Below are 13,906 nucleotides of genomic sequence, written 5' to 3'. Positions count from 1 at the left end.
AAGGTGTGTCGATCGAGAAGATCGCCGGTGATTTCGGGGTGCACCCAACGACGGTGGCGAAGTGGATCCGCAAGAGCGACAACGGTGACGGTTCCGCACGGGTGAATAGCGAGAATGTCGTGGACGACTCGGATGAACTCGGCGATCTGATAGCAGCGATTCCAGTCGATGACCCGGTTCGTCAGGGACCGGGCAAGGTCACCGAGCCGCCGATTGATCCCCAACTTGAACTCCTGCCCACCGACTCGATGGATTGGGAGGACTTCGAGCGGCTGTTGCTGGATCTCGGGAGGCATGAGCTTGGGTTGCGTTCTCTGAGTTTTTTTGGAAAGAGAGGCCAAGCCCAGAAAGGACTTGATGTCGTTGGCACCAACGCCTACGGAACCGCGGAAGGTATCCAGTCAAAGCGATACCAGCAGTTCACCGTCGCTGACCTGAACAAAGCGGTCGACAAGTACACACGGTCGACCGTGCCGTTCTCTCTTGTCCGGCTGGTGATCGGCGTTGGTTGCAAAGCAGACGATCGGACTGTCGTTGAACGCAATACTGCGCTCAACCAGGAACACCATCCCTTGGAGATCGACATCTGGGACCAGTCACGAATCTCGGAAATGCTGCGCGACAAGCCAGAAATCGTCATCAAGTACTTCGGTCCACGGGCCGCCGAACGCTTCTGCGTCCCACACGTACTTACCCCTGTCGAGATCGCAGGCCCTGATGCAGTTGCGACCGCTGAGGCAGTAATGCTTGGCCCCCTTGCAAGCACTGATGTCCAGGGACTACTTGACAGAGCCAAGACAATATCTGCCAACGATCCTGCCGGTGCACTCGTGCTCTATCGCGAGATCCAGAGCCGGCTGATGGGGGCGGAGTTTCCGGGCCACGCAGCCGAGTTCGACAACACAGTGGCGATGCTCTGCGTTCGCGCAGGAGAAGAAGACACGGCGATCCGTTTACTCATGGACGCTCTCTGGTCGGCAGAATGTGCTGGCAACTCTCTACAGGCTGACCGTGTGGCAGGCACGTTACGAGACCTTGCAGGCTTCCCAGAGTTCGGGCAGGCTCGAATTCAAGAACCTCGCACTCCGACCCTTGGCGCTGCTTTCGAGATCGCCGAGTTCATCACGGGCCATTTGCACTCGCCGCTTCCCGCGCGCATCGAGTTGCCCTCTGAAGCAATTGAACTAGTCGACAATGCGGACCGTGCCCGCACTGTCCTTTTCGCCGCCGAACGCGCTCTAGGGAATGACGACCTAGCGTGGATCGCCGCGCACCAAGACCAAATCGAATCGATCGCTGCAGCGGTCGCCAGCAGCCACATCGATGTGGCGGTACGGTTACGCCTGACCGTGGCCGACGCCACTGGCGAATGGGCTCACCTGATCCACAGCGCGAGAACGGGGATGCAGCGAGATCTGAAGGCATTGACCCTTGCGCGTCATGCCCGCCATAAACTGCTTCAGGCATCGCCATCGGAAGCGGACAGCGGGTGGCAAGAGGCGATTAGCGAGGCATGTCTGGCGAAGCGCCACGCTGATGCGGCGGACTGGCTCTACAGTCAGCGTTTCGTCTCAACTCGCTACGAGGGTATCTATGAAGACAAATGGCACCCGTTGGCGCGCGCCCTCTCCAATCTGCCCTCGCGTCCGAAGATCGTCACGAGCGCGGATGACGCACGGGAACGAGCTTTGGCGGCCTTGCACAACGACGCGCCGAGAGTTGCGGCAATCAACCTGCGTCGGCACCTTCTCGACGGGATCAGGTCGGCGTCCATCTTCGACGAACTTGAGGCACGTCGTCTACTTGGCGAGATCTACCGTGCTACGGGCGATCTCCCGCTAGCTGCCTATTACACAATTGGGGCAGGGGACTATAAGGAGGCGCGCGCAGTTGCTGTTGCGTTCGGCGATGCCTACCACGATGTCACCGAGATGATGAAGAGTCCCTTGTCCTGGGTGGCTGCCTCTGCGCTGCAGTTCGCGACCGAACAAGCCGATCTCATCCCCGATGATCAGCTCACCAATGTCATCGAACTAGCGCTTAGCGTGATCAACGACGTCGCCGCGGGCAAACTCCTGGACTCCCCAATCCTCAGTCCGCAAATGTACTTGGCAGCGTATGGCCTGCTCGCGGCGTTGTCCGCGCGACTTCCCGCGCAACCTGCTCAGGCGTTGCTTGACTTGCTCACCGACTCCGTAGTGGTCAAGGAACATCACTACCGGCGCACAGACGAAAGTCATGTTGCGATTGCGGCCGGTATTGCTCATGCCCACGACGGTGATCTTCGCACCGCGGCACTTGATCAGCTCGTCGGATTGTTTTCGCGGGCCGCGCACCCGTTTCGGTCTACTGCACGGAACGTCCTTATAGCTAACCTCGACCACGTTGGTGATCGGCTCCAAGAGATGGCTGGCCGCGGTCAGCACGAGGCGGCCGCCCTGCTCGGGTACGGCGACCCTGACCACGTCTCGACTGAAGCGGCTCAGGCGGGAGCGCAGCGCTTGTGTGAACCAACCAAGAACGGGCCTAATCGAATTGGAACTGGGACGGGTGCTGTCAGCGACTCGTTGCTCGCAGCGGTGCTGCCGATAGAGGAACGCATTGCGTGCATCGAGATGCTCATGTCGAACGCGGCGTCGCCGTGGGAACCGTCCTCAAACCGGGACAGCTATCTGCTTGCAGCAAGTAACCTAACGGACGATCTCGACGAAGAGCGCCGCCGTGAATTCCTCTTGAAGGCAATAGATTTCGCGATGAATCCGCCTCTCTCACAGGCGGATGTCCTCAACGGTTCGATGAGCAGCCCGTTAGGCGCAATGCGTATCAACGACAGGAGTGACTGCCGGCCGGCGGCTGCATACCTCGCGGGACGACTGGCAGAATCGCCTGAGGAGAAGCGACTGATACGAGATACCGCGCTTCGCCTCATCGGTATCGGCAGCGACGACGATTACAGAGTCACCAAGACACTGCAACTCGTCCAATCCGAACTCGGTGACAGCGTAGGCTTGCTCGCCCAGGGCAGTTGGACATTGAGGAGCCTCGCGGCCATCTTATGGGCCGAATCGATGGAGGTACCGGAGTACCTCGGCGATGCGCTCAGCCAGGACCCGGACGTCCGAGTAAGGCGTGCGCTCGCAAGCGCGTTGTCCAATACAGGCAAAAGGCAAGGGTCAGGTGCCCGAGAAAAGCTCCTCCAGGACCCGCGATGGTCTATCCGTTCAGTTCTGCAAGCGATTCCGTCGCCGGACTAGGTGTACTGACCCGACAGATCTGGATGGCAAGAATAGAACGGGGAAGCCGTCGACTGGGTGCCCGGTCGATGTGGAGGGATTGGCACAGCCGTCACGTTTGGAAATGGTTCCGCATGTAACTGACCAGCTCACGCGGGGAAAGTTGCGCGCTCGACGGGCCCGTGCGGATGAAGAACGCCTCATCGCCGCCCTTCTTCCGCAGGTAGACCGGCTCGTGACTCTTGCGGCAGCGGACCACACACACTCGTTTCCCCCCGAGTACGTCAAACTTCGGATCAACTAGTGCGGCCACATTGGCCCCCATTGTCGTCTTGATCGCGTCCATCAAGTGAAGGAGGTACTTGTCTTCGTTTTGGAAGTTGTCCGCTTCGATTCCGACGGCCGTCCCGTCGTCGGCCACTCCAAGCAGCAAGCATCCTCCCTCAGAGTTTGCGAAGGCGGCGATGGTCTTGAGGGCTGCGTGGGTGATCTCGTCGTTCTTCTTGTCCTGCCTGAGGTCCCAGCGAAGTGTCGACTTGAATTCCAGGGACGTGCTCTCACCTGCCGCGACGAGGCCGGAAACACTTTCTTGCGGAAAGAAGGCTAGATAGTCGGCACAGACGCGAGCGAGGTCTTTGTACTGCCTGAACGCGTCGCTGTGCTGCTCCTCGGGTGACACATCGTCGTCGAGGTCGATGCCGAAAAGGTGGTGTAAGGGTGTGGCTGCGAGCACAGCGTTGGCGAACTCCACCGGAGTGCATTCGCCTGCAGCTAAAGCTACCGACGCAATGATGTTGCCTTCGGTGAGAACTTGCAGATTCGCGACGACGGATTTTCCGGCGTCCGACAGGCGATTCCAACGCGTTGCAACTCCGTCGATGAGAGCGTCCAGCTCATCTTGTTCGTACGTTGCACGTGGGCGAAGCTTTGCGCCAACTCCCCGGACGAAGTTGGTAACGGGTTCCCACGCCCGGAGCTGATCCGCCCACTCGGGACCTGCAGCCGGGTCGAGAATTGGGTCGTGTATGAGCGCGTGTGCAACCGTATCGCGGTCGATTCCTGGATCGATCTGGATGAAGTCACGCTGGGTTGAGAAGAGCAGGTATGCGCACAAGGGGCGTGGCTCGAGGATGATTCCATCCTCCACGTGGAGGACTGGGTGTTCTTCTAACTCTCGAACCATGTGCAAGAGGAGGGCGCTATTCGGGCTGGACACAGGGTTTCCCGCCGGGGTGCGAAGCAATCCCATGCGTGAGATTTCGATTCCGAAGTGATCCGAATCCTCGATCACCGTTACATTCAGGCAGTTGGACGATATTACTTGCGTCCCTGATGTGTCTTCGTCGACCGCGAATTCGAATTTGTCCACGCCGGCGCCACAATTGGGGCACTCCCAGGCGTCGAGGAAGAATACAGACACGCCGCCGTGATCGGCGGGATCGTAGATAAAGCCGCAGTTGGTGCATTCCTGTCGGAGGTCGTCCGCCATCGTCTTATCCTCCTGTAAACGGTCCACGCCGCAGTCGCATGAGCCGCGCCGCCAACTGCAGGTGCGCAAGTTCGGTCCGTGCCGAAATGGGAATAGCTGCAGTTTGTCCTAGTTGACCAACGTGAGCGTCCGCCACTATAACTGTAGGCGGTTATCGAGTATCAGGCTGCATCGGCTGGATATCGCGTGGCCAGTGATGTCGCGAGCACCGGGTCCACGCGAATGCCGGACATCAGGCGCGTGACCGCATGAGCCAGCGTTGTCACTATGAAACGCCCTGGTTCTGCCGGAGGCTCGGGCTATTGGATTTCGACCAGGTGTTGGTCGCTCCGTTGGGCATCGTAGAACGTGGCTTCGAACTCAGCGGGCGGGACGTCGTTGAGGTAGCCGTGTAAGCGGTTGGTGTTGTGCCAGAAGACCCAACTGAGGGTGGCCAGCTCGACGTCCTCGACGGTCTTCCACGGCCCGCTGCGGGCGGGACCGTAGATCAGCTCGGCCTTGTAGTAGCCGTTCACCGTCTCCGCCAAGGCGTTATCGAAGCTGTCCCCGATCGAACCTATAGAGGGGACCGCGCCGATCTCGGCGAGCCGTTCGCCGTAGCGAATGGAGGTGAACTGCGACCCAGCATCGGAGTGACATCTCAAGCCCGCCAACAGGTTTCCGCGCGACCAGCGCGCCATCTCAACGCGTCGAGGACCATCGAGGTCCGCATATGGCCGGCCACCCGCCAGCCCACGATCATCCGGGAGTACGCATCGACGATGAAACACGCGTACGCGACGCCGGCCCAAGTCGGCACGAATGTCAGATCCGTCACCCAAAGCTGGTTCGGCGCGGTCGCGGTGAACTTGCGCTTCACCAGATCGGGGTGCCGCGCAGCGCTGGCATCTGGCTTCGTGGTCTTGACCCGTTTACCGCGCCGTGCCCCGCAGATACCGGCAGCCCGCATCAACCGGCCCACCTGATCGCGGCCCACGTCGTGGCCATTTCGGCGGGCGGTCTTCCACAGTTTGCGGGCCCCGTAGACGCGGTAGTTGTCCTCCCAGAGGGCCACCAGGGCCGCCCCAGTTCGGCGTCACGTTGCGCGCGCGCCGACGGACCGCGGGACTTGGCGTCGTAGTAGTGCTCGGGGCCATCACCACGCCTGCCGATCGCAGGACGGTGATGATGGGCTCGACCCCGAACTCTCGCGCTGGGCGTCGATGAAATCGACTATTTCTTGTGTTGGCGGTCGAGCTCCGCCCCGAAAAAACTGGCCGCACGTTTCAGTATTTCGTTGGCACGCTTGAGTTCTCGGATCTCCTGCTCGAGCTCTTTGATCCGTGACGACTCCGCGCTGGACACTCCCGGAGCGCATCCTCGTCAATATCGGCTTGACGCACCCAGGACCGCACCGACTCCACCCCGTAGCCGAGTTGGCGGGCCACCCGCGACACGGTTCCCTGCTCGGTCCCCAACTCGGCACGCAGAGCCCGGACCATCCGCACCGCAGCGGCCTTCTCCTCCGGGCTGTAACGACGCGCCGTGGGCTTCCCGGCAGACTGTTCCTTCGGCATACCTGCATCCTCGTTTCCAAGGTCAGGAGCCTCCGGGATTTCCAGGGCGTTTCAAAGGCCACAAGCCATTTCGGTTCACCAGCAGTCTGGCTCGACATCGTGCTGGCCGTCGCCGATCTGGTCACCTGGACCCGGCTCCTCGGCTTCGCCGACCACCCTGACCTGGCCCGCGTCGAAATCACCACCCTCCGCTAGCGAGTCCTGCACGTCGCGGCCAGCATCACCCGCGGAGCACGACAAGTACGCCTGCGCATCGACCCCACCTGGCGCTGGGCAGCGATCATCGCCACCGCGTGGCAGACAATCTGCACCGCTTTCGGCTGACGCTGACCTCCTGCGACCAACCAACCAGGAAAGATCCACTGGCCCTGGGAAAGCCCGCCCCACCCGGCGACACGGGACCACCGAACACGGCCAGACCCCTAAAACCCAGATCCGCCTACCCAACCCCGCACAGAGACGAACCACCACCAGGACGAAAAATCGAGGCTAGAAACTAGGCGGTGGCGCGGCTGTCTAGCAGACTGCCGTAACCCTTACGGCGCAGGCTGTACTCCATGCCGGGGCTGGGTTTGTGATTCTTCAACCATGCCCGGATGCCAGCCGACTGGTCATGCTCCGAGGCGTCCGTCAGCTTCAGCGTCCGAAGGAGAGCGGCCACAGAACTCGGCTGCACGCTCCCACGAGGCTGCAACGGGATGTCGTCGTCCCACTTACCCATCGCTCACCTCCACGTCGACCACAGGAACCCTAAGTCGCCGGTCAACTCTGAGGATACGCACAACGACACCCGGAGGAAAGAGGAGTTCCTGCTGGTAGGCGTCGCTTTGTTGCCCTATCGGAGACACCCCCACCGCCGGCGTACCTGCCTGAGCAGTGATTTTGTACAGGACCGGGTAAGGCCCTGGTGTGGTGAATTCCGTCGCCGCAACATTCCTAGAAAGCGATGTCGCGAAGAACATCGGAACTTCTGTCCCGTCTCCACCGATTAGGCTGTCGATCTTGGCCGCCGGCACGCCGAAGACCGCCACTGAATTGCGGATACCGCGCCACACTTCCACGTCTTCGGGCAGCGGCACCATCAGATCCTGGAGGTCATCCATCACCTGGTAGGCAAGTGGGGTAGCCCGTTGATTCTGGGCGGCTTTCTGGATCTCGCGGTAGAAACGGTCGCCTTTTTCCTGCCAGCGCTGCAGCGCTTCACGCTGTTCGGGCGTCGCGTTGGCCGTCTGGCCAGCGAACAGCCTGTTCAGGCGCTGCTCCGGAGTTTCGTCGGGCGTATCGATCCGCCCATTGTTCCCCGGCGGGTTCGGCGGCTCGCCGCCGCCTCGCCCACCGGTCGCTCGAGGTCCGGACAGCAGGGCGTATTGGCCTCAACCATAGGGCCAAAGTAGGGCCAAACTTTCAGAACGGGTGCTCCAACACGTCCAATACGGCCGGTACGCACCATTTTGACCAGCGCAAACGGAAAACTCCCGGCGCTAAAACCGCCTGAGCGTAGGAATGGAAGCACTTCGTGAGACAAATGGCGGTGCAGTCGTCGTGAGACAGCTCGCAAAAGTCCTGGTCAGCAGGGAGCGTAGATGCAGCGCAGCGTGAGAACCTGATATGGAGGCTCGTTTGTCAAGAGGGCAGGTGAAAGCCGCCCCGACGGTCGCTGGGGCGGCTTTCGTTTGACTGGGTCCGGTGATGGCCTCGACGGTCGTTGCTCACGACGGTGGTGTCAGGCTGATATGCGCGGGTTGGGTACCGCAGGACGATGTTCGGATGTGAACGGTACTGCTGTCTACAGTCGAGCGTCACTGGCCGTGATGGTTTTCAATCATGCTGTGGCTCATAGGTTCTCCGCAGGTTGGTTCACTTCTAGTAGACGATGCCCTGGCGCAGAAGCAATTTCGATAGCCGATGCCGCACCCGCATCAGATCAGCGCGGGCGTCTTCGCGGGCCCGGACCAGATCGCGGACCGCTTCGATCTCCGGCTCGGGGACCGTCACTTCGGTGATCTCACCCAGCCGCAGCAGCCGGGCCAAGTGCGCGGCATCGCGGGCGTCACCCGCACCGGGGCACGCAGCTGGCCCAGCCAGCCCAGGACCTCGCCGTAGTCCGGACACAACCGTGCCCGCGCGATTTTGCCCGTCTCCTCGTCAATGCCATGCGCGACAACCGAAAGCGCATGCACGTCCAACCCCACACTCGTACCCTGAACAATCACCGGAGGCCTCCTGATCTGCAAATGTGGCACTACCAGAGCGAGTGTTCACCCACGCTGGCAACCCACGAATCCTTTTGCAGCACGAGGCCTTCGGCCTCAGCTAGCCCCCATACACGGGCTTCTCAAGTTTTATGCCATGTTGGCAGGCTGGCTGTTTCTGATACCTGATCAACGTTGAAACTCAGCGCGAGTTCTGTGCCCTCACCAGGGGTAGCAGCAGGGTGTCGACGATTTCCTCGAGGTCGGGATCGGGTGCCGGCTGCAGCGTCATCAGGAGTTGGGCCCGCAGGAGGTCGAAGGGCAGTGTTTTCATCCTGTTGGTGATGCGTTCGGGATCAATTTCGCCTCGGTCGAACGCACGGTCGTAGATGGTGTCGACCGCACCGAGCAGGGGTAGTTCAGGAGCCAGCTGGCCGACGAGCTCAGCGGGGCTAGTGCCGGTCTCCTGAAAGTAACCTCCCAGATGGACGCTGATCATCGTAATGAGCCTGGCCCCTGGCTGGTTGCTCTGACGCATGAGCGCGAGCACGTCGCCACGCAGACTGCCGGTATCCGGAAGCTCTAGTTCGCTGTTACGCGCGGTGTGGCCGACCGCAGCCCGCGCCAGATCCCGCTTGTTGGACCAGCGCCGATAGAGAACCGGCGTACTAGTGCCCGCCCGTACGGCGACTGCATCCATCGTGAAATTGGCGTAGCCCTTCTCGGACAACTCTGCGCACGCCGCATCAAGCAGCGCGTATTCAAGGGCTACGCCCCGACGTCGCTCCAACACACCCTCTTCCTTAAGAAGTACTTGCACATCTTACATTCGAGGCTGTACAGTCACAATAAGATGTAATTTTACATCTTATTGTGCGGCACCACCGCCATTGTGAACCGAAGTGAAAGAGGGATGACATGGGCGTGACAGGGATTGCGCCGGGCCGCGTGTTGGTCGTGGGCTTGGGGATCAGCGGGATGGCCACCGCGATCCGGTTGCGTGGGCTGGGCTGGGAGACGGTGGTCGTGGAACGTGCACCTGGCCGGCGGACCGGTGGATATTTCATCGCCACGTTCGGCGTCGGGCAGGCAGCCGCCAAACGGCTGGGCATCTATGACGCCCTGCCTGACCGCACTCCGACAGGCGACAGTGTCATGTACGAGATCGAGCGATCCGGCAAGAGGCGCAAGGGCATCAACCTTTTCGACTTGCCGGTCACACCCAAGCCCGAGCTGATGCTGCGCGGCGATGTCGAGCAGGCTCTGTTCACCGCGCTGCCCAAGGATGTCGAGGTCCGGTACTCCACGGTGCCGACCAAGATCGACCAGGACTCTGATGGGGTCGACGTGACGTTGCACGATCTGGTTGCGGAGGCCGATACCACCGAGCACTTTGATTTGGTGGTCGGTGCCGACGGCGTGCGTTCTACGGTGCGGTCGTTGGTGTTCGGCCCGCACGAGCGCTATCTGCGTCGGCTCAACTACATGATCGCGGCTTTTGAACTGCCCAAGACGCCGGCGACCATGCGCATCGGTGACGGCGCGATGCTCAACGAGCCGGGCCGTTCGATGATCGTCTACCCGTTCAAAGACCACCTGCCTACTGCGCTGTTCTCGTACCGCACCGACGACGTCGACGCTGAGTTCACCCAGACCCCCGCCGAACGGATCCGTGCCGTGTACGGCCCGCCGCCCTACGGTGAGATCCTCGCCGAGGTGATCGACGACTTCGCGGCAGCCGACACCTATCTGTTCGATTCGGTCGAGCAGCCCCATCTCGACAGTTGGCACCGCGGTCGGGTAGTCCTGGTCGGTGACTCCGCGTGGTGCCCGACCCTGTACTCCGGTATGGGTTCCTCCACCGGACTGGCCGGAGGTGAACTACTCGGTACTGTGTTCGAAGAACACACCGGCAACCTCGAAGACGCTCTGACCGACTGGGAACAGCGACTGCGCCACTACACCAACAATTTTCAGAGCATGGGCACCAAAGCCTCCAGCCTGTTCACCCCGTCCAACCAGGCAGGCATCCTGGCGCGCCGCGCCATGATGGCCGCCCGCCGCTCATCAGTCGTGGCACCAGTCGTGAACAGGGCGATGAGCAAGCTACCCATGATGCGCATCCGCGGCACAGACATCGCCGCCGCCACCCGAGCGGAGGTGAACGCATGACATCGTCGTCTTTCAGTGCCGGCGAACCCTATACGGCGTCTGAGATTGAGGCGATGTTCACCGAACTGCCCCCGGTCCACACCGCCGAGATGATCGGACTGTGGAGAGCCCGCCACGTCCGCGTCGACAACCAGCCGACACCTCCACTCGTGAGCGCGGGTTGGTACGGGATGCGCTTCACCGATGACGACCACGTCGACACCTTGCTCTACCGCGCGGATAGCGGCGAGTTGTTCGCCGCCGACCCCGCCGGAATCGCCGAGGCCATCGCCGAAGGTGTTCCCGATGTGGCAGCTGTCCGGTCACGGGTCGAAGTCACCGATCCCGTCGCGTGCATGCGGATGGTCGAATACCGCGGCACCGTCAGCGCCGCCATCATTTATCTCCGTGAACCCGTCATTGACTACCTGCGCCGCATCGACGAGCACACCATCCTCGGAGCCGCAGCGGTAATCGGCCAAGAAACGAGCGCGTTCTTCACACTCTCACAAGCGAACTGACGTATCCAACCGAGGGCACACCACATTTCTATGTGCAGTCGATGCCACCGCACCACCTCGGTACTGGTCCCGGCGGTTCGGCGACGAGCACTCGCTCACCCACCGCGTCGACCCGGGTTTGCCTGGTTGACGGCGTGTGTCATGTGACGGAATGGCACTGCCTCAAGTCAACGGCGGTCGCCGCTCTGGCAGGCGTAGAACTCGGCTATCACGCGGCCTGAGGAAATGACGGGAATCTGAGATGAATCATCGACGACAAGATCCGAGACACCTCGCATCGCCGCTGTTCAATGCATCGCAAGATGACACAGAATCCGAGAACCCACATCGGATCGCCGACGCGCTGGGCGTTCCGCAGGTCGGCCCGTCGGCACTCTCGCCGTCCCATCCGTAGATGACGGTGCGCATGTCGTCACCCGCGGTGACGGTGAGCAGGGCCTCGATCCGGAGATATCCGGCGTCCGGGCTTCTACAATCCGGTCGGAGGGAATCTGATGTGCCATTGGGCGATTCAGCCTGACTACGCCTCACCCAAACTCGGCCGGTAATCAGCCGCCTCGGCCTCGGCGGCGAGCAATGCGCCCAGCTCACCCTCCTGCTGGGCAACAAATACGCCGATCACCTGCCGGCATACCTCTGGCACGCTGACCCCACGCATATCCGCAATACGTTTCAGCCCGACCAGCATTGACGTAGACACGTGAAACTGCACAGCGAACTGACCGCACGAACCATCCTCAGGCGGCAACCCCGGACCCACGACCACACGTTCATCCACCCCGTACTCGCCCACCTGGGCACCCCGAGCTCGCTCAACAACCCCACCACCAACGCCGTCGGCCGGATCCGGGAACTCCTCATGACTGAACAAACCCATTTCGCCCACGCTAGACCTGGCAGAATTCCCAAACCACAGGCAGCGCGGCGTGCAGATGGTGACGCAGGTGAAAAAGCCATTTAACGGCGGGTCTGGTGGTGGGCCGTGACAGGATTCTTCAGCGTGACGCGCCCCAATTTCCTGGTCATCGTGGCCGACGATCTCGGGTTCTCCGACATCGGCGCCTTCGGCGGCGAAATCAACACCCCCAACCTGGATCGACTGGCCCACAGGGGTATCAGGCTCACCGATTTCCATTCCGCCCCGGCCTGTTCGCCGACACGGGCGATGTTGCTGACCGGAACAGATCACCACGTCGCCGGAATCGGCACCATGCTCGAGATGGCCGCCCCGGACTTCCGCGGCGCCCCCGGCTACGAGGGGTATCTGAACGACCGGGTCGTGGCGCTGCCGGAACTGCTGCGCGACGCCGGTTACCAGACGCTCATGGCGGGTAAGTGGCATCTGGGCAGCACCATCGACAGGTCCCCGTGGGCACGGGGATTCGACCGCTCCTTCGCCCTGTTGCCGGCCGGAGCCAGCCATTACGGCACCCGCTCGGGCGGCGGATTCTCCGCCGTGCCGACGATATTCACCGAAGACGATCAGTTCGTCACGGTAGGGGAGGACTTCTACTCGTCGGACACCTATACCGACAAGCTGCTGCAGTACCTGCGCGAACGTCCCCAGCGCGAAGAGGACCAGCCCTTCTTCGCCTACCTGCCCTTCCAGGCGCCGCACTGGCCGCTGCAGGCCCCCTGGGAAACCATCGCCGAGTATCACGGCCGCTACGACGGCGGACCGGACGCACTGCGCGAGCAACGGCTGGCGGCACTCACACGAATGGGCCTGTGCCCACCCGACATCGAACCGCACCCGGTGGTAGCTGACGGCGCCCCCGAATGGGCGGACATGACCGACGCGGACCGTGCCGTATCGGCCCGCACCATGGAGGTATACGCCGCCATGGTGGACAGGATGGACTGGAACATCGGGCGGGTGATCGACTACCTCGACAGAACCGGCGAGCTCGACAACACGGTTGTGATCTTTCTGTCGGACAACGGCGCGGAGGGAACGATCGTCGAGGCTATGCCGCTGCGCGGCGCCGGAATCGCCGCATTCGTCGCGAAGCATTGCGACAACAGCCTGGAGAACCTCGGCGGTCCCACCTCCTACACCTGGTACGGGCCGCGTTGGGCGCAGGCCGCCACCGCGCCGTCGCGGCTGCACAAAGCCTTCACCAGCGAGGGCGGTATCCGGGTGGTGGGCTTCGTCACCTGGCCGGGCTTTTCCCGGCAGGGGGAGATCGGCACCGCGTTCACCACCGTCATGGACATCGCCCCGACCGTGCTGGAGCTCGCCGGCGTCGAGCATCCCGGTACCGAATACCAGGGCAGGGAGGTCGAGCCGATGCGCGGCCGATCGATGGTGCCCTACCTGTCCGGACAGACGGACATGGTGCACGATGCCCACACCGGTACCGGGTGGGAGTTGTTCGGCCGCCGCGCTATTCGCCAGGGCGATTGGAAGGCACTGCACTTGCCCGCGCCCTACGGCCCGGGCACCTGGCAGCTCTATGACCTCTCACGAGATCCCGGCGAGGTTGACGACCTGGCTGCTTCCCAACCCGACAAACTGGCCGACTTGTTGGAGCTGTGGGACCGCTATGTGGAGGAGAACGGCGTGATCCTCGGGCCAGTGTCGCTCTTCGAGGTCGACGCGGAGGCGCTGTGACCGCGCACGTGCGGATCGACATCTGCGCGACGCCCACCGACTGACCGATCGCGGGATCGCGCGTCGACCATAAGATCGGCATTGCGGGCACGACAGGAACATGGTCGGCCCGTTGTTCGTCCATATGACCCACCGCGTCCCTACATTGGG

The 13,906-nt window shown here is 62.0% G+C and carries 10 protein-coding genes, 3 pseudogenes and 1 other annotated feature; of the genes and pseudogenes, 6 read left to right on the top strand and 7 right to left on the bottom strand.

The genetic code is table 11. The annotated features are described in order from the left end of the window. Positions 1 to 5: 5 nt before the first annotated feature. A complete protein-coding gene (locus G6N13_RS07455) occupies positions 6 to 3,254 on the top strand; it encodes an ATP-binding protein (RefSeq protein WP_235677959.1) in 3,249 nt (1,082 codons plus the stop codon). A gap of 91 nt (positions 3,255 to 3,345) precedes the next feature. Here the strand turns inward: G6N13_RS07455 and G6N13_RS07450 are convergent, their stop codons facing one another. Next, a complete protein-coding gene (locus G6N13_RS07450) occupies positions 3,346 to 4,722 on the bottom strand; it encodes an RNA-binding domain-containing protein (RefSeq protein ID WP_163695853.1) in 1,377 nt (458 codons plus the stop codon). A 299-nt stretch (positions 4,723 to 5,021) separates the two neighbouring features. Continuing rightward, positions 5,022 to 6,278: pseudogene (locus G6N13_RS07445) on the bottom strand (IS3 family transposase). Continuing rightward, positions 5,850 to 5,980, bottom strand: a sequence feature (AL1L pseudoknot). Its footprint overlaps the pseudogene before it by 131 nt. A gap of 78 nt (positions 6,279 to 6,356) precedes the next feature. On the opposite strand from G6N13_RS07445, the pseudogene G6N13_RS07440 reads away from it, so the two are divergent. Next, positions 6,357 to 6,602, top strand: a pseudogene (locus tag G6N13_RS07440) (IS1380 family transposase); the annotation flags it as partial. Between the two features lie 172 nt (positions 6,603 to 6,774). Here G6N13_RS07440 and G6N13_RS07435 read toward each other — a convergent pair. Both G6N13_RS07435 and G6N13_RS07430 read right to left on the bottom strand, forming a co-directional pair. Next, positions 6,775 to 6,999, bottom strand: a complete 225-nt coding sequence (locus G6N13_RS07435) for a hypothetical protein (protein WP_163695850.1) — start codon at positions 6,997 to 6,999, stop codon at positions 6,775 to 6,777. Then, complete coding sequence (locus tag G6N13_RS07430; RefSeq protein ID WP_163695847.1) at positions 6,992 to 7,381, bottom strand: ADP-ribosyltransferase family protein; 390 nt, start codon at positions 7,379 to 7,381, stop codon at positions 6,992 to 6,994. Before G6N13_RS07430 ends, G6N13_RS07435 begins: the two co-directional genes overlap by 8 nt. A gap of 27 nt (positions 7,382 to 7,408) precedes the next feature. On the opposite strand from G6N13_RS07430, the gene G6N13_RS07425 reads away from it, so the two are divergent. Further along, entirely contained in the window at positions 7,409 to 7,672 is a 264-nt protein-coding gene (locus tag G6N13_RS07425; protein WP_163695844.1) for a hypothetical protein, read from the top strand. Positions 7,673 to 8,144: 472 nt separating this feature from the next. On the opposite strand, the pseudogene G6N13_RS07420 reads toward G6N13_RS07425, so the two are convergent. Then, positions 8,145 to 8,491, bottom strand: a pseudogene (locus tag G6N13_RS07420) (IS110 family transposase); the annotation flags it as partial. A 181-nt stretch (positions 8,492 to 8,672) separates the two neighbouring features. After that, positions 8,673 to 9,290 (bottom strand): TetR/AcrR family transcriptional regulator, encoded by a 618-nt coding sequence (locus G6N13_RS07415; RefSeq protein ID WP_235677958.1) that lies wholly within the window; start codon positions 9,288 to 9,290, stop codon positions 8,673 to 8,675. A gap of 98 nt (positions 9,291 to 9,388) precedes the next feature. Here G6N13_RS07415 and G6N13_RS07410 point away from each other — a divergent pair, with 98 nt between their 5' ends. Beyond that, positions 9,389 to 10,642, top strand: coding sequence for an FAD-dependent monooxygenase (locus G6N13_RS07410; RefSeq protein WP_197746827.1), 1,254 nt, complete (start codon positions 9,389 to 9,391; stop codon positions 10,640 to 10,642). Further along, a complete protein-coding gene (locus G6N13_RS07405) occupies positions 10,639 to 11,142 on the top strand; it encodes a DUF4334 domain-containing protein (protein WP_163695842.1) in 504 nt (167 codons plus the stop codon). The genes G6N13_RS07410 and G6N13_RS07405 overlap by 4 nt, the downstream gene beginning before the upstream one ends. A 520-nt stretch (positions 11,143 to 11,662) precedes the next feature. Here the strand turns inward: G6N13_RS07405 and G6N13_RS07400 are convergent. Continuing rightward, a complete protein-coding gene (locus G6N13_RS07400; RefSeq protein ID WP_235677957.1) occupies positions 11,663 to 12,019 on the bottom strand; it encodes a hypothetical protein in 357 nt (118 codons plus the stop codon). Positions 12,020 to 12,142: 123 nt separating this feature from the next. On the opposite strand from G6N13_RS07400, the gene G6N13_RS07395 reads away from it, so the two are divergent. Next, positions 12,143 to 13,756: an arylsulfatase gene (locus G6N13_RS07395; protein WP_163695835.1), complete on the top strand. Its 1,614-nt coding sequence runs from the start codon at positions 12,143 to 12,145 to the stop codon at positions 13,754 to 13,756. Positions 13,757 to 13,906: the final 150 nt, after the last annotated feature.

It is taken from the genome of Mycolicibacterium sarraceniae, from assembly GCF_010731875.1.
Classification (GTDB): domain Bacteria; phylum Actinomycetota; class Actinomycetes; order Mycobacteriales; family Mycobacteriaceae; genus Mycobacterium; species Mycobacterium sarraceniae.
This window is presented reverse-complemented; position numbering and strand designations above follow the sequence as displayed.